The 13,359-nt window shown below is 49.2% G+C and carries 3 protein-coding genes; 1 reads left to right on the top strand and 2 read right to left on the bottom strand.

Translation table 11 applies throughout. The annotated features are described in order from the left end of the window. Positions 1-171: 171 nt before the first annotated feature. Positions 172-3,480 carry a PEP/pyruvate-binding domain-containing protein gene (locus ACOJUN_RS04015; RefSeq protein WP_422135382.1) on the top strand — a complete coding sequence of 1,103 codons (3,309 nt, stop codon included), beginning with the start codon at positions 172-174 and terminating at the stop codon, positions 3,478-3,480. Here ACOJUN_RS04015 and ACOJUN_RS04010 read toward each other — a convergent pair. Together ACOJUN_RS04010 and ACOJUN_RS04005 are read right to left on the bottom strand one after the other, a co-directional pair. Continuing rightward, the gene (locus ACOJUN_RS04010) at positions 3,466-10,944 is read right to left on the bottom strand and encodes an AAA family ATPase (protein ID WP_422135381.1); all 7,479 of its coding nucleotides are present in this window, start codon (positions 10,942-10,944) and stop codon (positions 3,466-3,468) included. The two genes, ACOJUN_RS04015 and ACOJUN_RS04010, sit on opposite strands and share 15 nt — an antisense overlap. A 182-nt stretch (positions 10,945-11,126) precedes the next feature. After that, the gene (locus ACOJUN_RS04005; RefSeq protein ID WP_422135380.1) at positions 11,127-13,217 is read right to left on the bottom strand and encodes a hypothetical protein; all 2,091 of its coding nucleotides are present in this window, start codon (positions 13,215-13,217) and stop codon (positions 11,127-11,129) included. Positions 13,218-13,359: the final 142 nt, after the last annotated feature.

Here is a 13,359-nt window from a genome sequence, read left to right as displayed (position 1 = left end):
CGACTCAGACAAGGCTTCCCAAAGCAAACTTTATTTTTCTTCTTTCTATTGCTTGCTTCAGGTCGACGGTGAACTTTATACAGGTATTATTGTCTAAAAAACTAGAGGTACTTTATTTATGCGTTAGCGATTAAATCATGGATGAGCATTAGTAGGATAGGGGGTGTCAAAATGTTAAATTCCAATTTTGGTGACTCAAAGCTCCAAATCCCGACGACGAATTCAAACCAGGATACCTGGTCTGGCAGTCCAACCAATCAGTCTGAAAGTGAATCCAAAAGACATTTTGATCCTGGTGGCGTTCCGGCCATCGAAATGCCTTTAGCCAAGCGTCTCTGTCGTTTGTCTGTTCCAGATCAGGTTGGCACACTCCGGGAACAACTTGGGGGCAAGGGAATGTTTTTGCAGCGGATGAAGGACGCCGGTCTGAATGTTCCACCGTTTAAATGTGTGACAACCCAGGTCGTGAATGCGCTTGAACAACATCCTCTAAATCCCCGTTCTTTAGCCCGTTATCTTCCCGATATCGCCTATGAGCCGGGTGCTCAGGCCAGTCTGGCGCACATCAGGGAATACCTTGATACTTTGTCATCTTCAGACGCCAAAAGAACCGGGGTGCTGAAGGGGCTGGCGGAATTTATTGCCGGCGATGACTTTTACCAGCAGATTAAAGAGTCTGAAGCGGCCCAACAAATCAGGGATCTACGTCATCAGTTGGACAAACCCTCTCTATCAACACCGGTTATCGTCCGCAGTTCTGGCATCAACGAAGATAATTACGGCGATGCCCAGGCGGGCAAGTACCTCTCTATAGTTCAGGAAGAAGACGATGTTTTGCGAACCTGTCTCAAGGTCATGGCTTCAGGTTACCACCCTGAAGTCTGTCCCGCAGGCGTACCACAACCCATGGCACTGATCATCCAGGAGTGTATTGACTGTCAATACGGCGGGGTCATCATGAGCTTTAAATCTTTTCGGGATGGTACCATCGGGGTTGAGTTCACCCGCGGTCAACCCAGAGGTGTGGTTGCAGGGCAGTCGGGTAATACGCCTCACCGCATCGATATTTCTGACGAGGAAGGCCCTGACAGCTATCAATATTTTCCCGGTACGATCTCAAGTCATTTTGTCCTGCGCAAAAGCACTAACGGCTATTCAGAAACAAGAATTGAAAATGCAGACACCCATAAAGACGACGTTAGTCATATAGTTAATGATAAAATGGTTGCAGATATCAGGACGATGCTGACAACACTGGAAAGCTTACTGCTCTGCCCTGTGGATGCGGAGTTCGCCATCAATCCTGAGGGTGACCTGTTCCTGTTGCAGGTGCGTCCTGTTACCCAACTCTCTGGCGATATGGACTTTGCCATGCCCATGCCCAAAAAGACCATTGCTATTGGTGCGGGTGTCAGCGAAGGCTTTTGCACCGGATCACTTTGGCTGGCCAGACGACCAGAGGCAGACTCTATGCCGGATGGAGCCATTGTCGTAGCTGACCACGTTGAAGACTGGATGCTTGAGCCTGAGTTCCTGAAACGGGTTGGCGGTTTTGTCATTGCCAAAGGAGGATTCAATGATCATGTGGCGATCCTTATGAAACAGGAGCAAAAAACTTTGATGCTGGCCGGTGATCAGTTTGAAGCGCTGTCTGTTCAGGCTGGCCAACAGGCGACACTGGTCTGCGCTTGCTTTAATGATGAGCCTGGTGCCTTTATTGTTGCCGGTGATCTTAGCGGAAAACTGGCCAGTTGCAGAAAGCTGTCCTCAGCTGTTCCTGATGTGTCGTTAGCCAAAGCCATCCCCTCACTGGATGATTTATCCTTTCCTGAAGGCACATTCCTTGAGGTTGCCAGCGGTTTCAAATGGCTCACGGATCAAAATGCCCGCCTGCTGGCATTATTTGCCCCCGGTGCCGGACTGAATGGTCTGGCCAACCCGGTAAAACTGAGCATGTCACCACAACGATCCAGAATACTGGCAGAGACTGAAGACAGCGTAAATCGGCTGGTTTATGGGGCCGAAGCCCTGTTGCAGGGTTACCAGGCCTTCTTACAGCTGGCGGGTGAGAAAGGTTCACCCGAGGTTCAGTTATTGCGGGATGAATTGCCGCAACTGACCAGCCGGTTCGAGACGTTGCAAAAGACCATCAAATCAAGGCTGGAGCGTATCATTCTGCTCATGCAAGCTGCTGAAAAAGGGCGACCATCCCCGGCTAACTTTCGTCAATGGCTGGCCGATTGCCATAAGCTACAATCCGATCTTCAAGCGCTCAACCCCGGGCAAGCTGAGCAGGTCCGAAGTGTCCATGAGCTGATTTTTGCCCTGCATCAGCGCTTTGTAAACGCACTGGCACCGGTCACTCTGGCTTCGGGCCAGGGCAGGATATCTAAGGAAAAGAAAATCACCTATGTCGATTGCACGACCTCGGGTGGCTTGGTAGAAAAAGCGCCACTACTGAGGCCGTCCGACAAAGTATTCATCGAAGAAGCAGGGAAATCAGGGACTGTCGTCAGTACGGATGATGCCTTGATTGTTAACCTGAAACTTGGAGTTCATATGAGCGTTATCGAGCTACTTGAACAGGCAGATGGGGGGAAAGGACGAACCCTGCGGCTGAAATTATCTGACGAGTTTAATAACCCTGATGAAGGATTTAAATCCGGTAAGTTAAAGCGTATGTGGTTTCTGGCACAGTTTCTAAAAGCGATCGAACTGGATGAAAACTCTGACCCCATGAAGATAAGTTGCAACGCCGCAGCGGGTGAAATAACCATTGAATGCCCCCAAATGAAATCACGTAAAACCATGCAGAATGCCTTTGAACAACTGCTCATTGTGATAAATGGTATGTTTGGTCTGGATACACGCCTTGAGGAGATAGCCATTTTTGGAAGAGATCAGTGGGACTTTAATGTACTTGCACAACATCTTAATTGCGATGTCACGACAGAAGCTGATAGATTCGCCTTTCAACACAGCCTTTTCTCAATCTTTTATATTCACTCTCTTCGTAGTATTCCTCCTTGCTACAAGTTATTAAGCAACCACCAACAGTTTATTCATCATGCTCATCGGTTGGGAGTGTGTCATTTTTTAATATCCTTCAAGAAAGAATCGAAGGGTAATTTTCGGGAAATGTTTATGAGTGATGAGATGAGTGAGGATATCCGCAGGGAAATCTTACAGCATCTTGTGTTGTTAGATCCCAAAAGGGCTACACGATTGTATGAGGATGTCTACCCCGATTTAAAAGATAAATACTTTGTTATCACTCCAACACACGACTACAGGCCAGACTTTGTTGTTCAACCCGTTGAGCCCTATAGGGAGCATAATGAACAATTCGCGCAAACCCTGCTGAAGCATGGGCTGAAATATGCGAGCAAACGGGCTCGGAGCGATTACTCTTACCTGGGGATTCGTGACCGTTCCCTCGAAAAACGCATCATGACCAAACCGTTATCAGGTAGCCATTGACTCATAAATCGAATCCAAATTCACGGTACTCAAAAACTCTCCGGCAATTTTTGTCATCTCGTCGTTTCTGAGAACCAGAGCATTGCTGGCATTATGTGTCTGTCGTAAGTAGGCATCCTCAATAAGTTCCTGACACTCGCGAGGGCTAGCAATATGCAACATCATGGCATACAGCTCTACCGGTGAGGATGGGTCATAAGTGCCACATTCTTTACTCATAAAAGCACCTGCCCAGCAACAGCTTAAGCAACCGCCTTTCGAGTGTGTCACTTCATAAAGGTAATGACAGAAGGCCTGCTGAATTGCTTGTTTGCATTGCTTTTCTAACTTCTCCAAGAGCATCTCTGCTTCCAATGCCAGCGGGTAGGACTTTGATTTGAGCATTTCCAATATCGGCTTCCAGTTAGGGCTGCTATTAACTTTTCGTTGATACAGGGCTTCGGCTTTTTCTTCAATCACTGTCTTGTTCCAGGCAGGCTGCCCCATGAGAATCACCGGACGATGGTTCGCCTTGCCCGAGGTTAACTGCGGAAATGCGGGCCGTTGCTCCAGTATTCGTTCTATATTCGGAATGCCCTCAGGTTGGTCTGTCCAGGCGTCTTCTATAGATGGATTGGCAATTTCACCTTCAAGAGATGACGAGCGCCCATCATGACAATGAGTGACGAAAAAGGCATTCTTTTTTTCCTCATGGATGGTGGCATTAACATTGCACGTCCGATAATCTTTTCCCCTGGAGAAGAATGTCTTATACCACTTTTTCAGGCAATGGCTGGCGTCAACCTTCAGTTCATCGACGTTGACCAGACGCAACAGTAGCTCATGATGTTGAAGCGGCATGATAGTACCGTTCGGTTTGTTGGACACGGGATCCAACCACCCTGATAGCAGAGCTTCACGGGCAAAGCGAATAAACGAAGGCTTGGCCAAGTCAGTGTTCACAATATCCACCATTGAACGCAACCACTCGTAAGCGCATGTTCCAGTCTGTTTAACCATTTTTGAATGAAGTAGCCTGAGCGGTTCAGTGACCTGAACTTCATCACTGTCAGACAATATTTGAATGACTGCCTCCGACATCGGTCTATAATCAGGATTGCCGAAATAAAACACTCTACCGATCAGTCGATCCGTAGTAGGATAGTTAGATGCTTCTGTCTTCAGCGACTCTAACAGCGAGACACCCAGGGAAAAACCGGCAAAACTTTTTTCTACCCAAAGACTCTTTACTATTGCGATAATAAATCGATCGACTTGTGTAATAAATGGTAATAAACCGCCTGTCTCAACGGCTTTCTTCAGTTGCTCAAGGCTCATGTTAAAGGCTCTGGCCAGAGCTTGAATTTGTTCTGAATCAGCCTCTTCCAGAAGGTCCTGAAGATGCTTTGATGCAGCGTTCAAATCACAGAACTTCCCGGAATCAGGTGTAATTTCTGTCACCTCCCCGGGCGCTCCGCCCAAATCGGAATCAGGTGTAATTTCTGTCACCTCCCCGGGCGCTCCGCCCAAATCGGAATCAGGTGTAATTTCTGTCACCTCCCCGGGCGCTCCGCCCAAATCTACTGACTCCCAGGTTTGGCCTCCATCCAGGGAATACTCGGGGAAGCAGTGGACATTGCTATCAATTTGCCGACAGGGAATCCCGAAGTAACGGCAAAAAGCAATAAAAACAGGCACGCGATGACGACAGCTACCTTGTCGCTTGGTTACGAGAAATTCAAAGAAATTCTTACCAGGCTCTGGTATAGCCTTACCTGAGAACTGTTCGCAATATTCCGTGATTGCGTTAATTCGTTGCCTGGTGTCTTCAGGGCTTGCTATTGTCTGCAAAAGTGCCTGTATTTTGGGTGGATGTTCGCCAGTGTTATTAAAGTTATTAAGCAGTTCTTTCATTACGGACTTGATACTTTCTGTACAATCGACGTCAAAATGTATTGATCGTTCTGTTCGGGTTGCTTCAGTACCCGTTTTTTTGCCCGGCTTTGTGGGTTCTACGACATAAGTACATTGAAAACTCTGGAAGGCTTCGGCCTGAGGAATAAACAGTGTATGAAGCCCGGTGTATTTGTCCCTGATCAGTTTATGCGGCAAATAGGGCTCTATACGCAGGGCCACGATAGAGTCACTGGCCGTCAGGCTGGGTAAGGGATATTGGCCGTTCTGTGATGATATCTTAAGGGTCGCCAGCGTTTGATCTCTGGTTAATCTCACTTCATGGTCATTACCTGATAACCGCTCAGGTGTGAGGGTTTCGAATCCCAGAAGGTGTTTACCATCAAGATTGATCTGTTTGATTTCACCTCTGGCAGTGACACGAATATCTAATGCCTGCCAGCGATACATCGTAGGGGGATGCTGCGAATCAAAAACTTTAAATAGTGTAGCCTTTGGCGTCTTCTGATCCTCATAGTTCGTTCTTTGGTCCAGTGCCGGAGCTTCTTCCTCCTCAACTTCCGGGTCATACGGTTCAGGAGCGTCATTACCGCTAATAGCTGATGCTTCGTTAATAAATTCGTTTACCAAGTGATCTGGCAGAGCGCTGATCTGATGCCAGAATCCAGGCCAGCATTGAATGTCGTGAGCGTTCCATGCCTGTATCTGCTTATCAGCCTCTTCAAGATAAGGATGGTAAGCCGACGTTTTCAGCGCCTGTGCCTGTTCTTTGGTCAGGGGGAATACACTATTAGCGTCCACTTCCGTAAGGCTAAAATTATGTGCGAACCAGCATCGCTGCCAGTGTCTGTACAGAGCCTGTGTGAGAATATCGTCCGATTGATCCGGTTTCAGGCAAAGACCGGATGCTTGCCACCTGACCTGGGCCAGCCTCTTGACGATTTCCGTTTTGGCTTCCTCTTTATCCAGACGAGTGTTAAAACGAATTTCGCGGCGTTTTTCATCAAGACTGTTGCGATGACTGCCTCGTATCAACCATGGGCGATTAATACCGGATACCGTTTGGTAGAACCATTCGCTCATTTCAGGGTCAAGCGCCTCTTTATTCATGGCAATAGCCGATGACTTTGGCAGTTCCTCCAGCGATAGTTTGGCGGCCATCAGATAAAGCCGGTAGTGCTGATTGAGGCATTGATGAACGGCTTTTTCGCTAAAATCGCCACCTCTTTTGATAGCCCTGGCAACATTCTGTAAATCAAGGCTGGTGGGCTGCAACGGCAGTTTTTTGCGTTGCAGGTGAGCCCTTAAAAGACAATGTTTTTCTGTTAGCTTTTTAGCGGCCAATTTCCCTTCTGAGGACACTGGCAACACTTTTTCGGCAATGGCCTTTAATTCGACTGGGTTATACTGCCGGATCGGCAAATGTCGAAAACGCCCTTTCAGCGCCGGTGATAAAGGTTTTCGCCCGCTACACTCAGGCGGGTTGATGGTGGCAAACAGGTGGAAGCCGGGATGGGCGTCACCGGCCAGAATATTGTTCAATTCACCTTCCAGGTGCTGGCTGTCGATCAGATTCATTTCCGAAATCACCACTATACCGCCATCCAGTTTTGCCTTCTGGATCACTTCACACACTTTGTCCCAGGAACAATCACAGGCATTCAGGTAAAAGACTTCCGGCATAGATTCTCCCCGTCGCTTAGTCTCCTGTCTGACACTTTCAATCACCAGGTTCAGCGTGGCATCCTTACCCCTTCCCGCCGGGCCTTCAATCAGTGTCGCCTGACGACCGCCGTGTTGTATCTTGCGATGATTAGCCTGCCGGCAGCGGCTTAAATCCTGCCCAAGCCGTTGCGCCAGTTCACGGACTGCCAATCCGGAGGTATCAAAGTCTGGTCGGATTTTTTCGGCGACTGCTCTGAAGGTCTGTTGCATATCCCGCAGGGTGTGTTCATGAACTCTGTCGCTCAGGGTGTTCTCCGGTTGGTAACGGGCAGCAAACCAGATTTCCAGTGCCGACAGGGCCTCCTGATGCGTTTCGGTGATTTCCGGCCCCAGTACATCCCGAAAACTTTGTAGTATCAGACTGTTTATTTGCTCACAGGTCACACTGCCGCGAGCGGGCAGGGCACGATCCAGATACCAGCCCACCCAACTGCAGATATCGGTTAAATCCCTGGGGGTAAACTCATGCTCGGGCAACAGCTCCTGATAATGTTGCCAGAGTGCCATCACACTCTTGCTGGCACTGTGTGCAATGTCGTTTATTTGATGCTCCAGCAGATGCTCTTGTAAATGCTTGACCAGAGCCGGTTCCACCACCCTGTCGCGAAGGAAAGCCTGGCCCAGGCGTGGGTAGTAAGCTCTGGGCAGTTTCTCTTTTAGAGCCGGGTCCATTCGGCGCCCGGCGTAATGATCCGGGTTACCGGTGAGAATCACCCGGTGTTTTGGGCCGACCTTGACAGGATGACCATTCACGTAAATGCAGGGTTCTGGTTCCCACAAGCCGTTTAATGATGCCAGTAATCCGGTTTTGGCCAGGTTGGCCTCATCCAGAACCAGAGTGACATAGTGTCCATCCTCGTAGGATGGAGTGTTGGCCCATTCCATCAATGCCCGGTTTTGCTGCACCATAGAGCGGTCGCCATCGGCGTCTTGTCGCCACTGCCAGCGTTTCATCAGGGTCTGTTCGCTGTCGGAAGGTCCAAGGGAAATGACTGAAGCCTGTCCCGAAGCCCTGGCCATTTTGGCAGAAAAGTAGCTTTTCCCGGTGCCGGTTTCTCCCTGCAGGAATAGGACGGGAGAGTCCGAAAGTCGGTCGTGGAGTCGGGACAGTCGACGATTTTCACGATCTTTCTGACTTATCTCGCCGTGATAAAGATCCCGGGCCAGTGCTGACAAAGGCCTATCAGCAGAACCCTGCCATTTCAGCGATTCAGACAGTCGATGTTCTATGCGTTCAATGCCTTCTGCTTCAGAATTCGCCGTTCTGGCCCTGTGAAAACAATCGTAGGCCAGCGCGTAAACGGCATCGGATCGGGTCTGTCCAGGCGGATGGGTTAATTGCCAGCCAGAAGCCAGTGCATCTTGCAAACGTTTAATTTGTCTGGCTGGCCTGATGGCTAGCGATTGTCGGGACTCTGCTTGTGCAGGATCGATTTTTAACTGATACGCCAATGCATCTTGTTTTTTTCCGGGTGCATAGGCCACGATCAAGGCACTGAGCCTGTCGAGAGTTTCTTTTTCATCCTGCCATGAAAATGGTCTTTCATAGGACCGTTGTAATTTTTCATTAAATACAACCGGGTCAAAGGCTCTGGCCAGTGACCACAGGTTCTGTTCAACAAAGGCTCTGTCTAACGGCAGGGCAGTGTTGATGATGGCATTTAAGCGATCCAGGTCTACCGAGGCGGTTTGATTCTCATCTGGCAATAGCTGCTGACAAGCCACTTTCATAAAATCACGCACGGACGGATGCTGCCGGGTACCATGGGTGATAATGCTGTTAATGGCCTTGCGCCAGTGACAGGGCAGGATCTGCAGGGACTGGTCAACCTGCTGTGCCCGCCGGGCAGCCAGTATCAGGTTATTCAATAACCCTTCGGTTACTTCAGGCAGAGGGTTACACAGGTGGGAAGGTGCGGTTTTAAAGGCTTCGTAAAGTTCATTAAGTGCTTGTTCAGGCAGCTCAGCCCGGGAGATTTCATGCTTGACGGCATTGATATCCCAAAGATCGACTTCGGGACACGGCTTGCCAGTGGCAACCATCGAACGAAATACTGAAGACCGGCTTTTTGCAGACTCAGGCCAGAGCAGTGTGACACGAGCTTTTGGGTAGTCCTGTAATTGACCATTCACCAGCAGTGGCTGCCCTGCAACCAGAGGTTCCAGAAGCTGCTGAAGGGTTGGGTTGCTTTCCAGCCCCCGCAATACCACCGGCTTGCCAGCGGTCAATGCTTCCTGCAACCCACTCGGACGTTGTCCAAAATGGGCCTTTTGTTCCGAGGTGATATGGATATTATCAAATAGCTGGCTGAAGCTGGTCTGTTCATTGACCTGTATGACCAGAGGAGCTTGCGGGAGATCATTGATCCAATGATTTGCCTGGGCAGATTGTTGATAAGTGGCGGTATCAAAGGCAGCGCGATTTCCGACTTTTTCCAGTGGGGTGGGCAGAGGGTATTTATCGTTTTCTATTAAACCCAGGGCTTTTGGTTGTCCTTTTGCGTGGGTCACCTGAAGCCGGGGTTCAAGGCCGGTCGTCTCGCGAATAGTCTGTAATGAACCCAGCAAACGAAACCAGAGTGCTTCAGTGAGAGGAGACGTTACGGTGACCACACCTCCCGCCTGAACCTGTTCCAGCAGACGGGTGTTAGGAACTGCGTAGCCTTCCGTGGTGATGGCAATCGGGTTTAGCCATTGAACAATATTACTCTCGTTGATGATGATCGGGTTTGCTGGTGCCTGCTCTTTATCAACTTCTTTTTCAGGAGAACGGGACAGACTTTGGAACAGTGAATGAAGCTCATTATTTCCCAGCGGCATCTGATAAAACTGAACATCGTCGGGTAACGGACAGACTTTCCCATTGCTCTCAAAGCACTGTTGCGCCAGCATCTGCCGAACGGTCTGTTCAAAGGCCAGATTTTGCCAGTCGGCTCCTTTCAGAATCACCCGCTGTCCGGCCCTTAATGACCCAAGCCTGCCGGGAAGATGCTGGATTCGCCCCTGTTTATCCACTCCGGGGCCACCCAGCAACAACTGTCGCCAGTTACTGTGCAAGTGACAGTTAATAATAAGAATATTGTCGTCGTCCATAGCATTTTCGGCGCCGGGAATTTCTTTCAATAGTGGAGGAATTTCGTCGATGTTCATTGATGGGTCATTGCCGTTCTGCGCGTCAAACTGCCAGGTATTTTCCGGTCGATTAATTCGCCGCCAGAAATCAGCTCCCGGCGCCCTGTTGTGCTGGCCAGCCGCTGCCAACTGCCCAGGATCTGCCACCACCAGCAGAGAAACATGTTGGCCCAGAGAGCGTTTCTCCTGACTGACTTTGTCGTACAGACAGGGGTTATTCGGGTCCAGTAAATCGTTAAATTTGGGCAGTTCTTCGGCGGTGAGCTTTCGGATATCCAGCACCAGAGTTATGGGCTGCGAACCCTCAAACAGCTTGCCTGAACGCAGAGTCTGACGACCATCGTCGGCAATGCTCAACCGGCTCACCAGGTTAGCCTGTGAGAGGTCATCGGGGTGGGAAATGAGGGTGACATCCCGATGTTCATCGCAGGTTTGGGCAACTAAAAGCTGTCGTACCTCATCATCACGGGTGACAAAACGGAAATCGAAGGTTTGAGGAGGCTTGCAGAGTGAGGAATCCGTTGAGGATACGGTTCTTGCCCGGTCAGGTGACTTAATCTGAGGCGACGATGCATTGAGTTTGGCAATGACTTCAGAGCAGATTGTTACATCATTCGGCAGTAATTCCAGTTTTGGTTTCTTGAAGGGGGTGGCGGTATCAGACGCGCTACTATCAAGAATCGATTTGTTTATTTCTTTGATTTGACCATCCATAATAAAGCTCCCTTCCCGATGTCCTTTGAAGGACTGCATTTAAGGCGTTTAATAACTTAGATCTTAAAATGGGATGAAAGTTCCATTTTAACTGTCACCTCTCTTCAGGGGTGTTCAGGCTGTTGTTCGGCTGCACTGAATCAGGTGCTCAGTTAATGTTTCCATTCCCGCGAAGGAGGTCGTCATTCTCGCGAATGACGGGAGTGCATGATCTTCCAGAGCGAAAAAACCTCTTGCTCTCTGACATGGTCATGAGTAGGGCGCAAACTGGTGACTTGAAGGGTGCGGCTGCACGGGCTGAAGCAAAATTTTTCAATCCTGCCTTCTGTTTGCAAACGGGTCCTTTCCACCCAGCTCCCGTCTGCCGTCAACCCGAACAGAATCAGGCTTTGTGTACACGTACTGGGAACTAAAGCCAGAAGGCAACCTTCCTGATTGAAATCTGCTTTTACGATGGAAAACCCGATGCGTTGATTGACCCACTCAACGGCGGCGGGTTCAGCGAATGGCTGATCGAAAGATTCAGCAAAAGGCTTGCGTTGATAGAGATCAGTGTGGCCAGAAGGATCGTTACAAACAATGGTTTCACCGCTGGGACTGGCTACTACCAGGGCCTCAGCCGGAAAGGTTTGTGTCTCGCCCCAGATTCCGGAGGCTGCCTTGCGCCAGATCGTTACGCTGCGCCCGCTTCTTCTGATGAATTCACAAGGGTCCACAGGAAAATAAAAATCACCACCGCCACCCTGGGACTCCTCCCGATAAGAGAGTTGCCATTTGTCGTCAGTATCCAATTCCCAGATATTAAAACTTTTTTCGGAGGTGATAATCAGAAGCCGACCATCCTGGCTAAATTCAGGTTTGATAAAGAAATACCGCATTGGCCAGTCACAGTATTCAATGATTCTCTTTTTTTCATGCCACTGCCCTTGCGGATCACAGGCAAAAATGACGACAAAGAAATAGTCCCGTTCAATTGCACCAAGATTGCTATCATCGCCGGCATCCTCAAACCATGTAACAAAATGGCGGTTATCCGGGCTGAATTTCACATCGAGATCAAAGTCAAAGTCGCTCACTGTTTCGCCACTGGGCGTTTTTTTCAGATCATCAGCAGGATCTGTAACAACAATGTTGCCCGTTTGTGACCAGGATTTATCCTCTGCCCGACTCATCAAAGTAATGTATGATCCGTCATAAAGCAGAAGATGATTGTTGTCGGCACTGAACAGCAAATGATGATTTTGGCCTGTGTTAATCTTGCCTCTATTGACCCACTGCCCATCAGCCCCCCGACCGAGAATAGCACCGGCTTCCCCATTGTGAATACAGACCAGTGAACTGGCATCAGGTGACAAGTGCATCTCATTCATGTACTTGTTCTCATCTTGAGGAAAAACATCACCCGTCGTCAGTTGTTGCTCAACCCACGAATCTTTCTTGCGTTCAAAAACAGACAGTAAATGCTCTTTGCCGGTGTATTGGTGGCTAAGGGGTCCCCTTCGCATAAGACCTCGGGGAACGCGATGCAGGACAAATAAAATATGGTCGGCCCATTGATGACCATAACTGACACGGTCATTGTGTTTGATTTCAGCTTCCCTGACCCATTGACCGTCAGGATCCGGAGCCAGAATATCACTGTAGTTCTCCGACTTTCTCTCAATGATAATGGGAATATGATCGCGCAGATGATGGTGATAATGAACATCCAGGCTGCCAATGGGTATAAAGGTCAATGCGGCCCCATCAAGAATCTGCTGGCGCAAATGGCTGGCATAACAGGAGTAATAGGCTGGGCCCAGTTGCGCAGGGAAGTGGCGGTCAGAAAATATGGGCAATGTTCTGAGATACTCAAGGAGTAGATGACTGGACTGAATGATTGCCCGGCACGAAGACTGCCTTTGCCTGGTCAGGGAGAGAAAGTAATGGACCTCATCCAGGCCGCATGACCTCAGGCGATCGCCCATTGTTGGCGATGTTTGCCCAAAATGATTGATATCGTTGATGGATAAATAGCTGGCGATTCTGTTGAACACTTCCACGGGCAAGCTAACCAGTCGGCTGTCGGAGCAAGTCGTAGCTGTTGCTGAAACCGCTGTGGATACGGTTCTCGTCTTGTCAGGCATCCTGGCCGGAGTTGGCCATGGACTGAGTTTGGGAATGACATCAGAGACCTCTGCAATGTTTGACGCTACATCCTGCTTTGCTCTGTTGGCTGGTGGCTCACTACCTGGAAAGGGAGTGTTTCTTTTCTCATTAATCCGACCATCCATCGTGAACTTCTCTCCTGTCATCTAAAGGACTGCATTGAAATTGTCTGGTTAGGTACTTATGACCTTCAGAAAGGAGAAAAGTTCTATTTGGATGGTTACCCGCAACCAGTGGAAGAAATCGGTAATGGTTGTCAACTCATCG

This window comes from Endozoicomonas sp. ALD040 (assembly GCF_049275945.1).
In the GTDB taxonomy this organism is placed as follows: Bacteria; Pseudomonadota; Gammaproteobacteria; order Pseudomonadales; family Endozoicomonadaceae; genus Endozoicomonas_A.
The sequence above is the reverse complement of the archived record's forward strand: the minus strand, read 5'-3'. Positions and strand labels throughout refer to the sequence as shown.